Here is a 19,931-nt window from a genome sequence, read left to right on the forward strand (position 1 = left end):
CTCATGTTTGAGCGCCTTATCCAATTTGCCATCGAGCAGCGCATCATCGTGCTGCTGGCGGTGCTGTTGATGGCCGGTGTCGGCATCGCCAGCTATCAGAAACTGCCCATCGACGCGGTGCCCGACATCACCAACGTGCAGGTGCAGATCAACTCGGCGGCAGCCGGGTATTCACCGTTGGAGACCGAGCAGCGCATCACCTTTCCCATCGAAACCGCCATGGCCGGCTTGCCCGGTTTGCAGCAGACGCGATCGCTGTCGCGTTCCGGCTTGTCCCAGGTGACGGTGATCTTCAAGGACGGCACCGACCTGTTCTTCGCCCGCCAATTGGTCAACGAGCGCCTGCAAGTCGCCCGCGAGCGATTACCCACGGGCATCGAGACGGCGATGGGGCCGATTTCCACGGGGCTTGGAGAAATTTTCCTATGGACCGTCGAGGCCAAGGATGGCGCGCTCAAGGACGACGGCACGCCTTACACCCCGACTGATCTGCGGGTCATCCAGGACTGGATCATCAAGCCGCAACTGCGCAACGTGCCAGGCGTGGCCGAGATCAACACCATCGGCGGCTTCGCCAAGGAATATCAGATCGCGCCCGATCCCAAGCGCCTGGCCGCCTACAACCTGACCTTGAATGACCTGGTCACGGCGCTGGAACGCAATAACGCCAACGTCGGCGCCGGCTATATCGAGCGCAGCGGCGAGCAACTGTTGATCCGTGCACCGGGGCAATTGGCGTCCATCGATGACATTGCCAACATCGTCATCACCAGTTCGGACGGCACGCCGATTCGCGTGCGCAATGTGGCCCAGGTCGAGATCGGCCGAGAGCTGCGTACCGGCGCCGCCACCGAAAATGGCCGCGAAGTGGTGCTCGGCACGGTGTTTATGTTGATCGGCGAAAACAGCCGCAGCGTCTCCCAGGCCGTGGCGAAAAAACTCGAAGAGATCAACCGTTCGCTGCCCGAAGGCGTGGTTGCCGTCACCGTCTACGACCGTACCAACCTGGTCGAAAAAGCCATCGCCACCGTGAAGAAGAATCTCTTCGAGGGTGCGCTGCTGGTGGTGGCAGTGCTGTTCCTCTTCCTCGGTAATATCCGCGCTGCGCTGATCACTGCGATGGTGATTCCCCTGGCGATGCTGTTCACCTTTACCGGGATGTTCACCAACAAAGTCAGCGCCAACCTGATGAGCCTCGGCGCGCTGGACTTCGGCATCATCGTCGACGGCGCGGTGGTGATCGTCGAGAACGCCATTCGCCGTTTGGCTCACGCACAGCAGCGTCACGGGCGACTGTTGACGCGCAGCGAGCGCCTGCACGAAGTGTTCGCCGCCGCCAAGGAAGCAAGGCGAGCGCTGATCTTCGGGCAACTGATCATTATGGTGGTGTACCTGCCGATCTTCGCCCTCACTGGCGTGGCCGGGAAGATGTTCCACCCCATGGCGTTTACCGTGGTGATCGCCCTGTTGGGCGCGATGATTCTGTCGGTGACCTTTGTACCGGCGGCGATTGCGCTGTTCGTCACCGGCAAGGTCAAGGAAGAAGAAAACATCGTCATGCGCAGCGCGCGTCGGGTCTATGCACCGGTGCTCGACTGGGTGATGACGCGCCGTCCGCTGGTGTTCGGCCTGGCCGTGTTGACCATCGTTGTCTCGGGTGTAGTCGCCAGCCGCATGGGTAGCGAATTTATCCCCAGCCTCAGCGAAGGCGACTTTGCCCAGCAGGCCCTGCGCGTGCCCGGCACCAGCCTGACGCAATCGGTGCAGATGCAGCAGCAACTGGAAAAAACCTTGATGGCCCAGGTGCCGGAAATCGAGCGGGTATTCGCGCGCACCGGCACTGCGGAGATCGCTTCGGATCCGATGCCACCGAACATTTCCGACAGCTACGTGATGCTTAAACCCAGGGACCAATGGCCGGATCCCAAGAAGTCCCGCGAAACCCTGATCGCTGATATCCAGCGCGCCAGTGCGATTGTGCCGGGCAGTGCGTACGAGTTGTCGCAGCCGATCCAGTTGCGTTTCAACGAGTTGATTTCCGGCGTGCGCAGTGATGTGGCGGTGAAGGTGTTCGGCGATGACATGGACGTGCTCAACAAGACTGCCGGGGAAATTGCCGAGACGCTGAAAAAGCTCAAGGGCGCCTCGGAAGTCAAGGTTGAGCAAACCGCCGGCCTGCCGGTGCTGACCATCAATATCGACCGCGACAAGGCCGCGCGATTTGGCCTGAATGTGGGCGATGTGCAGGACACCATTGCCGTCGCTGTCGGTGGGCGCCGGGCCGGTACGTTGTACGAAGGTGACCGGCGTTTCGACCTGGTGGTGCGCTTATCCGACGCGCTGCGTACGGACATCGACGGGCTGCCGCGGCTGTTGATTCCGGTGCCGAGTAACGCGGCGGGTCAGTTGGGGTTCATCGCCTTGTCCCAGGTGGCGAGCCTGGACCTGGTGCTCGGCCCGAACCAGGTCAGCCGTGAGAACGGCAAGCGCCTGGTGATCGTCAGCGCCAACGTACGTGGGCGGGATATTGGCTCGTTTGTGGAAGAGGCCGAGGCGGCGATTCTCGCCCAGGTGAAGGTGCCGGCGGGCTACTGGACGACCTGGGGTGGCCAGTTCGAACAGTTGAAGGAAGCCTCCGAGCGCTTGCGCATCGTGGTGCCGGTGGCGCTGCTGCTGGTGTTCGGGCTGTTGTTCATGATGTTCAACAACCTCAAGGACGGCCTGTTGGTGTTCACCGGCATTCCGTTCGCCTTGACCGGTGGGATCATGGCGCTGTGGCTGCGGGATATTCCGTTGTCGATCTCGGCGGGGGTAGGCTTTATTGCTTTGTCCGGCGTGGCGGTGTTGAACGGCCTGGTGATGATCGCGTTCATTCGCAATCTGCGCGAAGAAGGGCGTTCATTGTCGATGGCGATCAACGAGGGGGCGCTGACCCGGTTGCGCCCTGTGTTGATGACGGCGTTGGTGGCGTCTCTCGGGTTTATCCCCATGGCGCTCGCCACCGGCACCGGCGCTGAGGTGCAGCGGCCGTTGGCGACGGTGGTGATCGGCGGGATTATTTCCTCTACGTTGCTGACCTTGCTGGTGCTGCCAGCGTTGTATCAGTGGGCGCATCGCAAGGAAGAGGAAACACCAGGCTGAACCGTGTAAACCGGCCCGGCTGGCTGCTGACGTCGGCGTGCCCCTGATGCAGGCGCATGATCGACTGCACAATCGCCAGCCCAAGGCCGGTGCCGCCTTCAGCGCGGGCGCGGCTGTTGTCGGCGCGGTAGAAACGTTCGAACAGGTGGGGCAGGTGATGGGCTTCGATACCACGCCCCGGGTTGCCCACCGACAGCGAAACGCTCTGGTCATAGCTTTCCACCAGCAGCAAAACACTGGAAGCCTCGGGGGTATGGCGAATGGCATTGGACAGCAGGTTGGAAATGGCGCGCTGGATCATCAGGCGATCCCCCATCACCCAGGCGTCGCCGCGCAGGCTCAGGGTGATGTGTTTGTCCTCGGCGCTGAGGGCGAACAGCTCCATCACCCGCTGTGCTTCCTGTGCCAGTGACACCGGGGCAAACCCGGCACGCGCGGCGGGGTGGCTGACCTGGGCGAGGAACAGCATGTCCGAGACAATCCGTGACAGGCGCTCCATTTCCTCGGTGCAGGATTCCAGGCCGGCCTTGTATTCCTCCGAGGGTCGCTCGCGGGACAGGGTCACCTGGGCCTTGCCCATCAGGTTGGTCAGGGGCGCGCGCAGCTCGTGGGCCAGGTCATCGGAGAACTGCGACAGTTGCTGCACCCCGGCGTCGAGGCGATGCAGCATAACGTTGATGCCCTCGGCCAATTCGCCCAGCTCCTTGGGCAGGTTGTCCAGGGACAGGCGATGGGTCAGGTCCTGGGTCGTGACCTTGGCCGCCACGCGGCTGAACTGTTGTAACGGCGCGAGCCCGCGCTGCACCAGCCACCAGGCGCCCATGCCGATCAGGATCAACAGCATCGGCAGGGCGATCACCGTGGAGCGCAGGTAGGCACTGAGCAACGCCTCATCATCGGAACGGTCCAGCGACAGCAGCACGCGGACATACTCGCCACCTTGCAAGGGCATCAGTCGCGTCGCACTGAGGATGCGATTGCCCTGGCCGTCGACCCAGTTCAAATAGGCCAGGTTTTTGCCGGTGGGCACGTCGAGTAGCAGTGGCTGTTGGGGCTTGGCGCCGACGCTGAGCAGTACCGGTGCGTCGGGCCGTGCGCCGAGGATGGTCAGGTAGATGTTGTCGTGGCCCATCACCAGGTCCAGCAGTGAATGAGGACGGTTGGTGATGCGGTGTTCATCGAGGCCCTGGTTGAGGGTATGGGCCAGTTGCTCCATTTTGTTTTCCAGGCCCTTGCGTGCCAGCTTGTCCAGTTCGTGGGTCAGGGCCAGGTACGCCAGGCTCGCCAGCAGCACCACCAACCCGGCGCCCATCAGGCTGACTGTCAGCCCCAGGCGCATCGACAGGCTGCTGGTCTTCATGGGCGCGCCTCCAGCACATAGCCCACGCCGCGAATGGTATGGATCAACTTCACCTCGCTCTGGTCATCGACCTTGCCGCGCAGACGGCTGATGGAGACTTCCACCACATTGGTGTCGCAGTCGAAGTTCATGTCCCAGACCAGCGAGATGATTTGCGTACGGGTCATCACTTCGCCGGCCTGGCGCATCAGTACGTGCAGCAGGGCGAATTCCTTGGTAGTCAGGTCAATCCGACGGTTGCCGCGATAGGCACGGTGTCGGCGGGGGTCCAGTTCCAGGTCCGAGACACGCAGCACGTCTGGCAGCGGGATGTGCTCGCTGCGCCGCAACAAAGTGCGCACGCGGGCCAGCAGCTCGGGAAATTCGAAGGGCTTGACCAGGTAATCATCGGCGCCCATGTCCAGGCCCTTGATCTTGTCGGCCAGCCGGCCGCGCGCGGTCAGCATCATCACGCGCTGGTTACCGTCACGGCGCAGTTGCTCCAGCACTTCCCAACCGTCGGTGTTGGGCAAGTTGACGTCGAGGATCACCAATTCATAGCTGTGTTGCCGGGCCAGGTGCAGGCCATCAACGCCGCTGGCGGCGCAATCGACCACATAACCGCTTTCGGTCAGGCCTTGCTGCAGGTAGTCGGCGGTTTTTTGTTCGTCCTCAACCACAAGGATACGCATGGGGGTTTACCTTCAAAGAATACGAAAAGGGGCATGGCCTCATGGAGAGGCTGAGTGATCTGTAGGAAAATTCTGAAGCGTGAAGTAGCTTTAGGGTCAAGCCAGCTTAGACAGGTGCGACGATTCGTCACTCAAGTCTGCACACAAAAAAAACGCCCCAACCGGGGCGTAAAAATTCATCTCTGTTCCAAAGGAGCTACACAAAAGCCGCAGAGATGAGGTGTGTTCGATGTGCAGTGTAAAAAGTGCAACTTAACGAGAAGGTGAGGCCGATATTACAGTTCTGACAGACTTCAACTTGTGAACAGATGTAGTGCATCGGCAAGTGAATGTAATGGGCCTCCCTTAAAGCACTGCAATGGGATACTCGACAATCAAGCGGACTTCTTCCAGATCCGACTCAAATGCACTAGAGCGCACCGTCGCCTGGCGCAGTCGCAGCGATAAGTCCTTCAGACTGCCGCCTTGCACCACATACTTGGCCTCGATATCCCGTTCCCAGCGGCGTTGGTCGGTGAGCGGGTTGCCGGACGCATCACGACGCATGTACACCGCGTTGGCGTTGCTGTAGTCAGCGCCGGTGCCTTTGCCGTAGCGGGTCATGAACGACAGGCCGGGAATGCCGAACGCCTGCATGTCCAGGTCGTAGCGCACCATCCACGAACGCTCCTTGGGCGAGTTGAAGTCGCTGTACTGGATCGAGTTGTTGAGGAAAATCGAGTCCGACTGGCGCAGGTAATCGAAGTCGTCATCGCCATTGTTGCGCTGGTGCGAGACGGCCAGGCTGTGGGCGCCGACCTTTACCCCGAGCCTGGCACTCCAGATGTTGTTGTCGAATTCACCCAGCAGCTTTTTACCTTCGTCCACGGCCTTGTAGTAGTTGAAATCGCCGAACAGCGAGACGTCTTCGCCCAGCGGATAACTGCCCGCGGTGCCGAAGTAGTACTGATCCCAGGCGTCCTTCAAGCGGCTGCTGTAGAGGCTGACGCTAAGGTTTTTGCTGACGGTGTAGTCGCCGCCGAAATAGCCGATCCAGGGCGAGTCGACCGGGCCCGCGTAGAAGGTGGCAAAGCCCTTGTCCATGCCGCTTTGCGTCGGCTGGCTCATGCCGCTCAAGCGCCCGCCCTGCAAATTCAGGCCCTCAAGGCTGGTGTTTTGCGCGGTGACGCCACGAAAGCTTTCCGGCAAGACACGTGAATCACCGTACGCCACGACCGGCGTCAGCGGGAATACATCGCCGGCTTTGATCACGGTGTCCAGTACGCGTAGTTTCGCGGCGCCGCCAAATTTACTGTAGTTGTCTTCCGGGTGGTTGTTGCTGTCCACCGGCAGCACGCCGAACGAGCCTTTGCCACCGCTGCGACCGGTGCCCGAATCCAGCTTCACGCCGACCATGGCGAATGCGTCCAGGCCGAACCCCACGGTGCCCTGGGTAAAACCGGATTCGAATCGGCCAATCAATCCCTGCGCCCAGGCTTCTGAATAGCCGTTGCCGGTGGGGCTGGACTGGCCCTTGCGATCATCGCGATTGAAGTAAAAATTACGTGCCAGCACGTTAACGCTGCTGCCTTCGATAAAGCCCTCGGGCGGCTCCTGCGCAGCCACGGCGGTCAAGGGCAAGGCGGCGCACAGTGAAAGGGGAAGGCTGTAGTGACGGATACGCATGGTTCGCTCCTGGGTACTGGCAGTGTTCAGCTTCTTATGGGAGTGGGCGTTCTTATTGATCTGGCCCGGGCTGATAGTTGCAAACCGTGGATAACGAAGAAGTGGCGTGAACATTACAATTCTGGAAGCTCACGGTTATCTAACAAATAAGTAATGTTCTGGTGAAGATTGCGTCAGGGTCCGTTGGTTAGTCTCGGTACTGAACTTTCAATCGAGGAACTAACCATGAATCTTTATAAAATCGCGTTGGGCGTGTTAACGGCAGTTTTGTCTTTTGGTGCCTTGGCCGAGGGCGGGGGGGATCGTACGTTCGCACTGATGATGGAGCGCAATGAGAAAGCCATGGCCGACTATGCCGCCAAAAAGGGTAAGCCAGCGCCCGAGGTCCAGGTGTATCGCTATGGCCTGGAGCTGGACATTGCCAAGGTGGTCAACGTCACGCCACCGATCCGCTCGTGCAACCCGGTGCCGTCGCGCATGACCTATGAAGACTCCAGCGGCAAGCTCAATACCCTTGAGTATCAAGTGATGGGCGTGTGCCGAAACAATGGCAGCTGATGGATCCAAAAATATAGTTGGGAATGGGGCTAAAGCCCTCTTCAGAAAACGCCGGCAACGCCGATGCAGGTCAGATCCATCTCCCTCATTTGATCATCGGTGCCCCATGTTCAACACCCGTTTGAAGCAGGAGCTGGCGGCTCTTCGCGAAGAATTGTCCAGCTTGAATCAGGTCAAGGAGAGCCTGGAAAGTGAAATGCTGTGCCTGACGCTGGACGCCGAAGGCCGGGTGGAATGGGCCAATGCCAACTTCCTGCAGGAACTGGTCTACCAGAGTGGCCAACTGATCGGACGGCCGATCGAAGATCTGGTGCCGGCCCATGTGCGCAAGGATGAGTTCCAGCTGCGCTTCAAGAACGCTCTGGTGCGCGGCGAACATTTCGCCGGCACCGTGCGCCTGGTGCGCGGCAATGGCCAAGAAGTGTGGTTGCGCTCGATTGTGCAGCCAGTGCGCAGTTCCGATGGGCGCATCAAGCATTTCTCGATTTATTCCAGTGACCTCACACGCACCATTGAAGCTTCCCGCGAGCATGAAAACCTGATCACCGCGCTGGTACGTTCCACCGCGGTGATCGAGTTCGACCTCGGTGGCCACGTGCTCACCGCGAACGACCGTTTCCTCGGCGGCATGGGTTACAGCCTGGCGCAGATCCAGGGCAAACATCACCGCATGTTCTGCGAGCCGGAGGAATACAACAGCACTGAGTACCAGGACTTCTGGAAACGCTTGAACGCCGGTGAGTTTGTCGCGGCGCGCTTCAAGCGTGTCGACAGTCATGGCCGTGTGGTGTGGCTGGAGGCGACGTACAACCCGGTGCTGGACGCCACCGACCGGCTGTATAAAGTGGTCAAGTTCGCCACGGTGATCACCGACCAGGTCAACCAGGAACAGGCGGTGGCCGAGGCGGCAAACATTGCCTACAGCACGTCGCTGCAAACCGATAACAGCGCCCAGCGTGGGACCACCGTGGTGACCCAAGCGGTGGATGTGATGCGCGACCTGGCCAAGCACATGCAACAGGCTGGCGAGGGCATCGAGGCGCTGAACGCTCAATCCCAGGTGATCGGGACAATCGTCAAGACCATCAGCGGCATTGCCGAGCAGACCAACTTGCTGGCGCTCAACGCGGCCATTGAGGCGGCGCGAGCAGGCGAGCAGGGGCGTGGTTTTGCGGTAGTGGCCGATGAAGTGCGGCAGCTGGCCTCGCGTACCAGCAAGGCGACTGAGGAGATTGTCGGCGTGGTGCGTCAGAACCAGGACATGGCGCGCGATGCTGTGAGCCTGATGACTGAGGGTCGCCTGCAAGCCGAGCAAGGCCTGGCCCTGGCGGCCGAGGCGGGCACGGTGATCGTGGAGATCCAGGACGGCGCGCAAAAGGTGGTCAGTGCGGTAGGACAGTTCGCCAACCAACTGTCGAGTTGAGCCTGAGGCTTCAGGTATCGTAGGCGCTTTCTTGCATGAAGAGCCGACCGTCCATGAGCCCTACCCACCGTCGCCCCGTTCCGCTGTCCAAGGCCTACCGTTTGCTCAACCATGGCCCGACCGTGCTGGTGAGCGCCGCGCACAATGGCCAGCGCAATATCATGGCCGCTGCCTGGGCCATGCCGCTGGATTTTGAACCGCCGAAGGTCGCTGTGGTGCTGGACAAGTCCACTTGGACCCGTCAACTGCTCGAAAGCGCCGGCACCTTTGTACTGCAGGTGCCTTGCGCGGCCCAGGCCGATCTTGTGCAAACCGTGGGCAACACGACCGGCGCCGACACGGATAAATTTGCCGCCTACGGCTTGCACACGTTCAAGGGTGAACACACCGAAGCGCCGTTGCTGGAAGGTTGCGTGGCCTGGCTGGAGTGCCGCCTGTTACCCGAGCCCCATAACCAGCAGACCTATGATCTGTTCCTCGGTGAAGTGGTGGCGGCCTATGCCGATGAGCGCGTATTCAGCGACGGTCGTTGGCACTTCGAAGGCCATGATGAACTGCGCACTTTGCACCATGTGGCGGGCGGGCATTTCCTTACCATCGGCCAGCCGATTGATGGGCGTCAGCTCTAAGCCTTACCAGCGTGCGTTTGCCAGTGCTTCGGCAAACGCCATCAGCTTCGGTGAGTACTGCCGGGACGGCGGGTAGACCAGCGAGATCGCCCGACTGCGCCCGGCGACGTGTTCTAGTACCGGAACCAGGCGCCCGGCCGCGAGGTCGTCGCGCACGGCAAAATCCATCACCTGGGCGATGCCAAAACCGCCCACGGCGCCGTCAACCAGGGCATCGCCGATGTCAAAGATCAGCCGCCCTTCGACGCTTACATCCTGCACCTTGCCGTCGATCATGAACTGCCAGTCCACCAGGCGACCGCTGCGCAAATTACGTACGGTGAGGCAGTTGTGGTGCTTGAGGTCATCGACGCAGTGCGGTGTGCCGAAACGTGCGAGATAACCGGGTGCGGCGACCGTGACCCAACGCAGTGGCGGCAGGGCGCGGGCGATCAGGCGTTGGTCCTGGATCTCGCCGGTACGCAGCAACGCATCGAAGCCTTCATCGACGATATCCACCAGGCGGTCGGTCATCACCGCCTCGATACGCAACTCGGGGTAACGCAAGGTCAATTCGCCGATCACTGGCATCACCACTTTGCGCCCGAACAGTGACGGCGTGCTGATCTTCAACAGACCGGACGGGTTGCTGCGCCGGTCGAGCAGCAGTTTTTCGGCTTCGGCCAACTCCGCCAGCAACGGTGCACTGCGCTCGTACAACATCTGCCCATCGGGGGTGAGGCTGACGCTGCGTGTGTTGCGTTGCAACAGGCGAACCCCCAGCTCGCTTTCCAGGCGCGAAATGGCGCGGGACAGACCGGACTGGGTCAGCCCCAGGTCACCGGCGGCACGGGTGAAACTGCGGGTTTCGGCCACGCGGACCAGCAGTCGAACAGCGTTCAGATCCATGATTAAAGTCATTACTGAAAGAGTGATAGCGGTATTTATCATCGATCCGGCATGAAAGAAACTGATGTCCTCTTATTTTCGGACAGGACGCTGTGATGTCTCCTTCTCGACCCTCAGGCTGGATGTTGACGTTGCTGGCCACCGCGCAACTGATCATCGCGCTGGATGCCACCATTGTGTTCGTTGCCTTGCCGCAGATCGGCATGCACCTGGATTTTTCCGCCCAACAACTGCAGTGGGTGGTCAGTGCCTACAGCGTGGCATTTGGCGGGTTCCTGCTGCTGGGTGGCAGGGCCACCGATTTGCTCGGCAAACGGCGTTTGTACCGGGTGGGGCAGTCGCTCTACGCCCTGGCCTCCCTGGCGGCGGTGCTGGGTGGCAGCGCGATATTGCTGGTACTGGCGCGGGCGGTGCAGGGTGTGGGCGGCGCGATGCTGTTCCCGGCCACGCTCGCGCTGATCAACACTCACTACCCCGAAGGGCCGGCGCGCAACCGTGCGTTTGCCGTGTGGAGTGCGGCGTCGGCGGCGGGGCTGGCGTTGGGCGCGTTGCTGGGCGGCGTGCTGACCCAGTTGTGGGGGTGGGAAGCGGTATTTCTGGTGAACGTGCCGCTGGCGGGCGGCTGTGCGTGGGCGGCGCGGCACTGGATCCCCGCTGATGCTGCGCCCGCGCGCGGGCGTAACTTTGATATCAGTGGCGCGCTGACCGTGACCGTCGGCGGTACCTTGCTGGTGTTCTCGTTGGTACAAGGCCCGGAATGGGGCTGGACGGCCCCGTCCACCCTCGGCTGCCTGGGCATGGCATTGGTACTGCTCGGGCTGTTCGCCTGGATCGAGCATCGAGGCCGCGACCCGCTGATGCCACTGCGCCTGCTTGCTTACCGCGAACTGCGCATGGCCATGGTGCTGACGGCGGTGTTCATGAGCAGTTTTGGCGTGCAGTACTACTTCCTCGCGGTGTATTACCAGCAGGTCTACGGCTACAGCGTATTGCAGACGGGGCTGGCGTTCTTGCCGGCGACGTTGGTGTGTACGTTCGGTATCTGGTTGGCGGAGCGCTCGCTGGTTCGGTTGGGGTTGCGCAACACCTTGGTCTGCGGGCAACTGGCGGGGGCGGTGGGCATTGCGCTGGTGGTATGGGCGCTGCCGACCGGCGTGGGGTTTTGGTCGTTGCTGCCGGGGATTTTCATCCTGAGTGTCGGGCAAGGCATGACCTGGACCGCGATGTGGGTAGCGGCGGGCCTGGGTATCCGGCCAGGGGAGCAGGGCGTGGCGGCGGGGATGGCGTCCACCAGCCAGCAGATCGGCGGCGCGTTGGGATTGGCGGTGCTGGTGTCGGTGGCGAGTGCGGGTGGAATCGAGCTGGCGTTGTGGTGGAGCGCGGCGATCGCCCTGGCAGGTGCGGTGTTGGCGCTGCGTCTCAAGCAACCGGCCGGGCTATCTGCTCTGGAAACGGTCTGACATTTTTACCCAGCGCGACGGTGGCATGCCGTACGTGCTACGAAATTGCCGGGTCATATGGCTCTGGTCGGTAAACCCTGCGGTCATCGCCGCGTCGACCAGCGATTGGCCCTGGGCCAACAGGCTGCGCACCAGGTCCAATCGACGCATGGTCAGGTAGCGGTAGGGGCTCGTGCCGAACAGCAAGCGAAAATCCCGCGATAAGGCCCAGCGGTCACGGCCGGCATGGTCGGCCATTTCATCCAGGGTTATGCTGCGGCCCAAGGCGCTGTGGATAAATTCCCGCGCACGCTCGGCGGCTACATAGTCGAAGGTCTTGCGGCTGACGATCCCGCCCGAGACGTTGCTCAAGGCATGGGCCAGGTCGAACAGGGCGTCCTGTTCCTGCAACGGGTCGATGGGGTTATCCAGGTTCTGCAGCAACACTTCGCTGGCGCGGAACAGCCGTGGGTCGGTGGATAGGCCGTTGGGGATAAACGGCAACGGCTTGCCGCCGAGAATCTGCTGGATCAGCGCCGGCTCGACGTAAATCATCCGGTACTTGAAGCCTTCATCGCTGCCGGCGTGACCATCGTGGGTCTCATCGGGGTGCAGCACCATGGTGGTGCCGGGCAGGCTGTGGATCATGGTGCCGCGGTAGTGAAAGCTTTGCACGCCGGTCAGCGTACGCCCGATGGCGTAGGTGTCATGGCGATGAGGGTCGAAGGCGAAGCCGGCAAAATACGCCTCGATACGGTCCAGGCCACTGGCATGGGGGGCGCGGTGCAGCCAGTCGAGGGTGGCGGTGGGTTTGCCCATGGTGGCTTGTCACGAAAAATAGAGATGGAAACACGTTAACCCAGTCTGCATCCCTTGTCTGCGGGGGTCTTGTACGATTGTGCAGGGCGAAGACGAGGCCTATGATCGCCGTTCGTGCCTTGCGCTGATGGAGCTGCCTCCCATGGATTTCTTCAACCCCGCCTACGTGGCGCCCCTGGTTTCGCTGGCCCTGCTGTGGACGGTGGCAGTGGTGACGCCCGGTCCCAACTTTTTCAACACGGCGCAATTGGCCGCCAGCTGTTCGCGCCGCCATGGCGTGGTGGCGTCGGCGGGTGTCGCCACAGGCACCATCATGTGGGGGCTGGCGGGTGGCCTGGGCATCAAGTCGCTGTTTACTGCCGCACCGATGCTGTACCTGGCGTTCAAGATCATTGGCGGGTGCTACCTGATCTACCTCGGGCTGAAACTCTTCAAGCGCTCAGCGCCGGCCATGGGCCAGAACACGCTGCCGGACGAGGCGCGGCGCTCGCTGTTTTCCGCCTGGCGGCTGGGGTTGCTGGGTAACTTGTCGAACCCCAAGGCGGCGCTGTTTGTGGCAACCATCTTCGCGTCCACCATGCCACCGTCTCCCTCGCCGATGCTGCTGACCCTGGCGGTCATCACCATGGCCACCTTGTCGTTCAGCTGGTATTCCTGCGTGGCCTTGGTGTTTTCCAGTGAACGTATGGCCAATCTCTACAGCCGCTCGCGCAAGTGGCTCGACCGCTTTGCCGGGGGCTGCTACGTGCTGTTCGGTGCACATCTGGTAGCGAATCGCTGACCGCCCGTGGTAAGAAGCCTTACTTTCAACAGTGAGGCCGGGTCATGAGCAAGGTGCGGGTAGGTATTATTTTTGGTGGTCGGTCGGCCGAGCACGAAGTGTCGTTGCAATCGGCGCGTAACATTGTTGACGCGCTGGACCGCTCCCGTTTCGAGCCGGTGTTGATCGGTATCGACAAGGCTGGCCACTGGCACCTCAATGACACATCGAACTTCCTGCTCAACCAGGAAAACCCGGCCCTGATCGCCCTTAACCAGTCCAACCGCGAGCTGGCGGTGGTGCCCGGCAAGGCCAACCAGCAACTGGTGGAGACCTCGGGCACAGGCCTGCTGGAACATGTCGATGTGATTTTCCCCATCGTCCACGGCACTCTCGGCGAAGACGGTTGCCTGCAAGGCCTGTTGCGCATGGCGGACCTGCCTTTTGTCGGTTCCGACGTACTCGGCTCGGCAGTGTGCATGGACAAGGACATCAGCAAACGCCTGCTGCGCGATGCTGGTATCGCCGTTACCCCGTTCATCACCCTGACCCGTAGCAATGCTGCGCGCACTTCGTTTGAAACGGCGGTGACCAAACTCGGCCTGCCGATGTTCGTCAAACCTGCCAACCAAGGTTCGTCCGTGGGCGTGAGTAAAGTCTGCGACGAAGCCGAGTATTACGCAGCCGTCGAACTGGCACTGGGTTTTGATGAAAAGGTGTTGGTTGAATCCGCCGTAAAAGGCCGTGAAATCGAATGCGCCGTGCTGGGCAACGAAAACCCCATCGCCAGCGGTTGTGGCGAAATCGTGGTGAGCAGCGGTTTCTATTCCTACGACAGCAAATACATCGACGACCAGGCCGCCCAGGTGGTGGTGCCGGCCGACATCAGCCAAGAAGCCAGTGAGCGTATTCGCGGGCTGGCCATTGAGGCGTTCGAGGTGCTGGGTTGTTCCGGTCTGGCACGGGTCGACGTGTTCCTCACCGACGAGGGTGAAGTGCTGATCAACGAAATCAACTCACTGCCCGGCTTCACCCGCATCAGCATGTACCCCAAGTTGTGGCAGGCGGCGGGGATGAGCTACAGCGAACTGGTGAGCCGGCTGATCGAGTTGGCGTTGGAGCGGCACGCGGGGCGCAAGGCGCTCAAGATCAGCCGCTAGTCACTGCCCAGGACTTGGTAACGCTATCAGGCGTTACTGAGGACTTCCCGAAAAACGTCCGGTCTGATCGTTGCAATATGCAGCAGCGATCGAGCCGCGCCAGAAGGGGATCGGCGCCCTTGCTCCCACTCTTGGAGGGTTCTTACCGAAACCCCCAAAAGCTCAGCAAACTTGGGTTGCGACAACCCTGTCTTACTTCTTGCTTCGGCTGCTTGAGTGACCTCTACCTGGTGTACTGCACCGTAGCGCCCCGCTTTGACATCCTGAACAGCCGCCAGTAATTCTTCGCCGATATTGCGCTTGGCGTCGCGTTCCTTTAGCTGTTTCTCAGTGAGTGGCATGGTTCATTTCCTTCGCGATTTTGTACAGGGTATGCGCTGGAATGCTCTCGGTTGCACCCTTGCCATAAATCAGTAGCGCAACCAGAGCTCCACAAGCCAGCTGTGTGGTGTAGATGATCCTAACTGAGCCACTTTTACCTCGGCCATCCAGGCTCCAGCGCACTTTTCGGCACCCACCTGAGCCTGGTACAACGCTACCTGCTTCAGGATGGCTGGCTAGAAAAGCCATGAAAATGCCTCTTTCCTCTTCGGTCCAATAGTCAGGCCACAACCTGCTGAACAACGGAGATTCTATGATCGTTAACACGCGAAATTCTACGTCCTTGACGTAGCCTCTGGCAAGAAAGGACGGGCCAGAAAATCGCAGGAGAAAAGGAGAGACTCAAGAGACCTTTTATCGCAAAACGTGACACCCACTTTATGCAATGATCGTATGAGTAGGTTCTAAGAAAGTGGGTTGTAGGCTTTCTCTCACGGCTCCGTGCGAGCAATCCACGAATAAATCAGTGTCTTCACTTCCTCCGGGTGATGCGTCCTTCGGCGGTAGCTGGCAAAGGTGGGGGAGGTGCAGTAAGTGCACACCTCACTCACCTCGATCTGCTCCCGCCGGATGCCGGCGGCTTGCAGCAACATCACCCCATATCCACTCAAATCAAACCACGCACTTCCCTCTTGCCGGGCGTGGGGTGGTGCGATCTCAGGCGGTAGCAACGGCGCTGGTTGCGCGGTGCTCCACGGCGCCTGCCCGGTTGACCACACATGCCCTTGGGCAGCTTGAAACTGCGCGACAAACCCTTTGCTTACCTCATAGCAGCACGGTTTGATCGACGGCCCGATCGCCACCCGCAACTGGTCGACCGCAATCCCTTCATCGGTAAAGCGCTTGATGGCATTGGCGATGATCCCGCTTTGCAGCCCCTTCCATCCTCCATGCACCGCAGCGACCTTTTCGCCGCCCTGCGAGGCAATGAGAAGGGGCAGGCAGTCGGCGGTAATCACCGCAATGGGATGATGCTCACCCGTGCACACCCCGTCCGCTTCAACGGTATTGGGCACCTGGTCGGCTTGCCACTCGATCACCGAAGGGCTATGCACCTGCTTGCAGATGAACACCTCTGCCGGGCGCAGCGGATCATTGATCGAACAAAAGCCGTGGTCGACGCCAGGAATGGCGCCGAGATTATCTGCCTGCTGCACGAACGCGTTCTCCGTTGATTGAATAGTCAGTCGCCAACCGCTTCGCCTTCGCGCCGAGGGTCGGCGCCGCCGCTCAGCGACACCTTGCCCTGGGCATCACGTGTGCGGACGATGGCCTGGATGCCGCTGGTCATATCGATCTCGCTCAGCGCATGGCCCTTGTCCTTGAGCGCCTGTTTCAGCGCAGGGCTGAACAGACCGGCTTCCAGCTCGGTCGCGCCATTGCGGCTGCCAAAGTTAGGCAGGCTGATGGCGGCTTGCGGGTCGAGTTTCCAGTCGAGCATCGCCACCAGAGACTTGCTCACGTACTCGATGATTTGCGAGCCACCGGGTGAGCCGACCGTGGCCAGTAACTCGCCGCTATTGCGGTCGAACACCAGGGTTGGCGCCATGGCCGAACGCGGACGTTTGCCCGGCTCGACGCGGTTGGCCACGGGCTGGCCGTTTTCCTCGGGGATAAACGAGAAATCGGTCATCTGGTTGTTGAGCAAGAAGCCCTGCACCATCAAATGGGAGCCAAACGCCGCTTCCACCGTGGTGGTCATCGACACAGCGCCGCCCTGGTCATCCACCGCCACCACTTGCGACGTAGAAATGCGCAACGGCGAGCGGTCCGGCGCGTAGACCACCTGGATACCTGCAGGTACACCCGGCTTGGCGGTGCCCATGCTGCGCTCGCCGATCAAGGCGGCGCGCTTGGCTAGATACTCCGGTGCGACAAGGCCCGCCACCGGCACCGGAACGAAGTCTGCGTCGGCAACATAGAGCGCGCGATCGGCAAACGCTAAACGCCCGGCTTCGGCCAGCAGGTGCACGGCTTCGGGTGTGGGCTCAAGGCCTGCAGGCGACGGACTTTTCACTGGGAGCATGGGGGCGATGGCCTGGGCCGGATTGCGAGCCTCCAGCGCCTGCAAGGTGCCGAGGATTTGTGCGATGGCGACTCCGCCCGATGAAGGCGGCGGCATGCCACAGACTTTCCACTGCTTGTAATCGGTGCACAGCGGCGTTCGCTCCTTGGCGGTGTAGCCCTTGAGGTCCGCCTGGGACAGGCTGCCCGCGTTGCGATGACCCTGCACCTTGCTCGTGATTTCATCAGCAATCGGCCCTTGGTACAGTGCATTCGGCCCTTCCTTGGCGATGCGTTTGAACACGTTGGCCAGTGCCGGGTTTTTCAACAGTGTCCCGGTGGCTTTCGGTGTGCCATCGGCGTTCAGAAAGTACGCTGCCATGTCCGGCGATTGCGCGATATAGCGGTCGGCTGCGATCAGGCTGTGCAGGCGTGGAGAAATGGCGAAGCCCTGTTCCGCCAACCGGATCGCCGGCTCGAACAGCTCGGCCCATGGCAGGTGGCCGGTCTTCGTGTGTGCCATCTCAAGTGCACGCAATACCCCAGGCGTGCCGACTGAGCGTCCGCCAATCTGCGCCTCTGGAAACGCCATCGGCTTACCATCGGTCTTCAGGAACAACCGCTCCGTCGCCCCGGTCGGTGCGGTTTCGCGGCCGTCATAGGCGTGCACCGTTTTCCCGTCCCACAGCATGATAAACGCGCCGCCGCCGATTCCGGAGGACTGCGGCTCCACCAGCGTCAACACCGCCTGCATCGCAATCGCCGCATCGATCGCCGAACCACCCTTGCGCAGCATCTCTCGCCCGGCCTCTGCGGCCAGAGGGTTGGCGGCCGCTGCCATATGGCGCGTGGCTTGTTGGGTGGTGAGGTCGGTGCGATAGCCTGAGCCCAGCTCTGGTGCCGGTGGCTGTTCGTTGACAGAGGTGTTGCATGCAGCCAGTGCAAGGGCTGCGGCAATCACCGACAGTTGACGGTGGGAAATCGAAAACACGCGCTGAACTCCGTTCATTTTGAGAATGATCTGTTGTCCTTGGGTACTGCTTTTTACAGGTAAATCGTGCCTTGCAGGTACAACACCGCATGGCCGGAAATGATCACGCGGTCACCTTTGAGTTCGCAACGCAGTTGGCCGCGGCGTGCGCCGCCTTGTTCGGCGGTCAGTTGGGACTTGCCCAGGCGTTCGGCCCAGAACGGCGCCAATGAGGTGTGGGCTGAGCCTGTCACTGGGTCTTCATTCACGCCGACGTTGGGTCCGAACCAGCGCGAAATAAAGTCAAATCGCGCGCTTTTGGCCGTCACTGCGATCCCGCGTTTGGGCAGGCCCTTGAGGCGGGCGAAATCTGGCTTCAGCGCAGCAACCTGTGCTTCGTCCGCCAGCAGCACGATGTAGTCATCAGTGCTGAATACGTCGGCCTGCTCAATGCCCAGTGCGCTCAACATTCCACTCGGTGGTTCGCAGGGTTGAGGTTGCTTGGCCGGGAAGTCCATCGCCAGCTCATCGCCGTTGCGGGTTACCCGAAGTTCGCCGCTACGTGTCGCAAAGCGCAACACTTCAGGTGCATCCGCCAGTTGGTGAATCAGCACCCACGCCGCCGCAAGTGTGGCGTGGCCGCACAGGTCCACTTCGACCTCTGGGGTAAACCAGCGCAATTCGTAGAAATCGCCGCGAGGCACGAAGTAGGCGGTTTCGGAGAGGTTGTTTTCGGCGGCGATGTTCTGCAATTGCTCATCACTGAGCCACTCGGTGAGCGGGCAGACCGCCGCCGGATTGCCGCCGAAAGGGGCCTGGCTGAACGCGTCGACTTGGTAAATGTCCAGTTTCACCGGGGAGCACTCCGTGAATAGAAGGGAGGCTGGACACTAACAGTGGGTCAGGGGAGCGTCAAAATACAGATCGCGCCTTTTTTCGAGCGCAATTGCACTGCCTCCTGCCACATCAACGCAATGGCTTGGGCCAACGACCGGCACTTTTCTGAAGGCATAAAAAAACGGCCTACCTTTCGGTAAGCCGTTTTTAGTACTTGGTGGCTACACAGGGACTTGAACCCCGGACCCCAGCATTATGAATGCTATGCTCTAACCAACTGAGCTATGTAGCCAAGTGGCGCGCATTATTCGCGCAGAACGAGATTGCGTCAAGCATTTATTTTGAATTTTTATCTACGCTTTCAACTGTTTAAGCGAAACCGCCGGCTCGGGCGACGAGTGGCTCGCGATTCACCTTGTCGCGCATGAGAAAAGTCTGATCGAGTTGGGCAGATATCCCTGCCGCCCAACGCGTAGTGTGACGTTATTGGCGCTGGGGGTTGTGAGTGGCGCGCTTGAGGTGCTCACGTGCCCGTGACAAGCGAGAGCGAACAGTGCCAATAGGAATGTCCAGCACGTCGGCCGTGTCTTGGTAACTGCCGTCGGTTTCCAGCGACGCGTACAGCGTCTTGCGCATCTCCATCGGCAGGTGGTCGATGGCACTCAAGGTTTTTTCCAGGCGCTGGTTGATTTCAAATTCCCAATCCAGGTCGTGATTGTTTTCCTGACCATGCCACAACGACTCATCGAATTCGCAATGTACAGGCTTGGCATACAGGCGCCTGAAATGGTTGCGTATAAGGTTTTGCGCGATACCGCACATCCAGGTGCTGAGCGTGGCATTGCCGCTGAAGCGATCGCGGTTGCGCCAGGCTTCCAGGTATGTCAATTGAAGAAGATCATCCGCATCTTCCGGGTTGAGCACGCGCTTGTGTATGAAACGGCGTAGTTTTTTTTGCTGGTCATCGGTCAGGTGGAGCATGAATTGAGGCGAGCTGCCAACAAGGTGCGCTAAAGCTTCAATAGGGATATTCATGATTTTTTCCTTAGGGGAGACGCAGTCGACGAATCTCGTCGGGAACCCCATAGCACTGCGTGTGCCAATCGGAAAAAACACATAACCTACTGTTTTTTATCAATTAATTTTTTTAATTCATTTTTTTTTGAGCAACTGTTTGCGCTGCGCAAAGATTGCGCATGCAAGTCTTTTCAAATTGAACTTGGATC

16 protein-coding genes, 1 tRNA gene and 2 pseudogenes are annotated in these 19,931 nt (G+C 60.4%); 8 read left to right on the forward strand and 11 right to left on the reverse strand.

The window, feature by feature from the left end; all coding sequences use genetic code 11:
• Positions 1-3: 3 nt before the first annotated feature.
• A complete protein-coding gene (locus CI807_RS10245; RefSeq protein WP_095014590.1) occupies positions 4-3,141 on the forward strand; it encodes a CusA/CzcA family heavy metal efflux RND transporter in 3,138 nt (1,045 codons plus the stop codon).
• Here CI807_RS10245 and CI807_RS10250 read toward each other — a convergent pair.
• The 3 genes from CI807_RS10250 to CI807_RS10260 all read right to left on the reverse strand — a co-directional run bounded on the left by CI807_RS10250 (position 3,065) and on the right by CI807_RS10260 (position 6,837).
• Entirely contained in the window at positions 3,065-4,501 is a 1,437-nt protein-coding gene (locus CI807_RS10250; RefSeq protein WP_095014591.1) for a heavy metal sensor histidine kinase, read from the reverse strand. The genes CI807_RS10245 and CI807_RS10250 overlap by 77 nt on opposite strands.
• Positions 4,498-5,172, reverse strand: a complete 675-nt coding sequence (locus tag CI807_RS10255) for a heavy metal response regulator transcription factor (RefSeq protein ID WP_033898419.1) — start codon at positions 5,170-5,172, stop codon at positions 4,498-4,500. The genes CI807_RS10250 and CI807_RS10255 overlap by 4 nt, the downstream gene beginning before the upstream one ends.
• Before the next feature lie 345 nt (positions 5,173-5,517).
• Positions 5,518-6,837 carry an OprD family porin gene (locus CI807_RS10260; protein WP_095014592.1) on the reverse strand — a complete coding sequence of 440 codons (1,320 nt, stop codon included), beginning with the start codon at positions 6,835-6,837 and terminating at the stop codon, positions 5,518-5,520.
• A 225-nt stretch (positions 6,838-7,062) separates the two neighbouring features.
• Here CI807_RS10260 and CI807_RS10265 point away from each other — a divergent pair, with 225 nt between their 5' ends.
• The 4 genes and pseudogenes from CI807_RS10265 (at position 7,063) to CI807_RS10275 (ending at position 9,447) form a co-directional block, all read left to right on the forward strand.
• A complete protein-coding gene (locus CI807_RS10265; RefSeq protein WP_095014593.1) occupies positions 7,063-7,395 on the forward strand; it encodes a DUF2790 domain-containing protein in 333 nt (110 codons plus the stop codon).
• 196 nt (positions 7,396-7,591) lie between these two features.
• Positions 7,592-8,278, forward strand: a pseudogene (locus tag CI807_RS32080) (PAS domain-containing protein); the annotation flags it as partial.
• A gap of 108 nt (positions 8,279-8,386) precedes the next feature.
• Positions 8,387-8,818: pseudogene (locus CI807_RS32085) on the forward strand (methyl-accepting chemotaxis protein); the annotation flags it as partial.
• Positions 8,819-8,871: 53 nt separating this feature from the next.
• Positions 8,872-9,447, forward strand: coding sequence for a flavin reductase family protein (locus tag CI807_RS10275; protein WP_095014595.1), 576 nt, complete (start codon positions 8,872-8,874; stop codon positions 9,445-9,447).
• Between the two features lie 3 nt (positions 9,448-9,450).
• Here the strand turns inward: CI807_RS10275 and CI807_RS10280 are convergent, their stop codons facing one another.
• Positions 9,451-10,335, reverse strand: coding sequence for a LysR family transcriptional regulator (locus CI807_RS10280; RefSeq protein WP_095014596.1), 885 nt, complete (start codon positions 10,333-10,335; stop codon positions 9,451-9,453).
• Between the two features lie 122 nt (positions 10,336-10,457).
• Here CI807_RS10280 and CI807_RS10285 point away from each other — a divergent pair, with 122 nt between their 5' ends.
• A complete protein-coding gene (locus CI807_RS10285; RefSeq protein WP_095014597.1) occupies positions 10,458-11,795 on the forward strand; it encodes an MFS transporter in 1,338 nt (445 codons plus the stop codon).
• On the opposite strand, the gene CI807_RS10290 is transcribed toward CI807_RS10285, so the two are convergent.
• Positions 11,772-12,593 (reverse strand): AraC family transcriptional regulator, encoded by an 822-nt coding sequence (locus CI807_RS10290; protein ID WP_095014598.1) that lies wholly within the window; start codon positions 12,591-12,593, stop codon positions 11,772-11,774. The genes CI807_RS10285 and CI807_RS10290 overlap by 24 nt on opposite strands.
• A 142-nt stretch (positions 12,594-12,735) precedes the next feature.
• Here CI807_RS10290 and CI807_RS10295 point away from each other — a divergent pair, with 142 nt between their 5' ends.
• Positions 12,736-13,374 carry a LysE family transporter gene (locus CI807_RS10295; RefSeq protein WP_095014599.1) on the forward strand — a complete coding sequence of 213 codons (639 nt, stop codon included), beginning with the start codon at positions 12,736-12,738 and terminating at the stop codon, positions 13,372-13,374.
• Positions 13,375-13,418: 44 nt separating this feature from the next.
• Entirely contained in the window at positions 13,419-14,513 is a 1,095-nt protein-coding gene (gene ddlA, locus CI807_RS10300; protein WP_095014600.1) for a D-alanine--D-alanine ligase, read from the forward strand.
• Between the two features lie 26 nt (positions 14,514-14,539).
• Here the strand turns inward: ddlA and CI807_RS10305 are convergent, their stop codons facing one another.
• The 6 genes from CI807_RS10305 to CI807_RS10335 form a co-directional block, all read right to left on the reverse strand.
• Complete coding sequence (locus CI807_RS10305; RefSeq protein WP_095014601.1) at positions 14,540-14,854, reverse strand: DNA-binding transcriptional regulator; 315 nt, start codon at positions 14,852-14,854, stop codon at positions 14,540-14,542.
• A 471-nt stretch (positions 14,855-15,325) separates the two neighbouring features.
• Positions 15,326-16,051, reverse strand: a complete 726-nt coding sequence (gene pgeF, locus CI807_RS10315) for a peptidoglycan editing factor PgeF (protein WP_095014603.1) — start codon at positions 16,049-16,051, stop codon at positions 15,326-15,328.
• Positions 16,052-16,077: 26 nt separating this feature from the next.
• Positions 16,078-17,907 carry a gamma-glutamyltransferase gene (gene ggt, locus CI807_RS10320; RefSeq protein ID WP_095014604.1) on the reverse strand — a complete coding sequence of 610 codons (1,830 nt, stop codon included), beginning with the start codon at positions 17,905-17,907 and terminating at the stop codon, positions 16,078-16,080.
• Positions 17,908-17,942: 35 nt separating this feature from the next.
• Positions 17,943-18,722: a PhzF family phenazine biosynthesis protein gene (locus tag CI807_RS10325; RefSeq protein WP_095014605.1), complete on the reverse strand. Its 780-nt coding sequence runs from the start codon at positions 18,720-18,722 to the stop codon at positions 17,943-17,945.
• Between the two features lie 198 nt (positions 18,723-18,920).
• Positions 18,921-18,997 (reverse strand) — tRNA-Met (locus tag CI807_RS10330).
• A 191-nt stretch (positions 18,998-19,188) separates the two neighbouring features.
• Positions 19,189-19,740, reverse strand: coding sequence for an RNA polymerase sigma factor (locus CI807_RS10335; RefSeq protein WP_095014606.1), 552 nt, complete (start codon positions 19,738-19,740; stop codon positions 19,189-19,191).
• Positions 19,741-19,931: the final 191 nt, after the last annotated feature.

The organism is Pseudomonas sp. NS1(2017) (genome assembly GCF_002269425.1).
Lineage (GTDB): Bacteria > Pseudomonadota > Gammaproteobacteria > Pseudomonadales > Pseudomonadaceae > Aquipseudomonas > Aquipseudomonas reactans.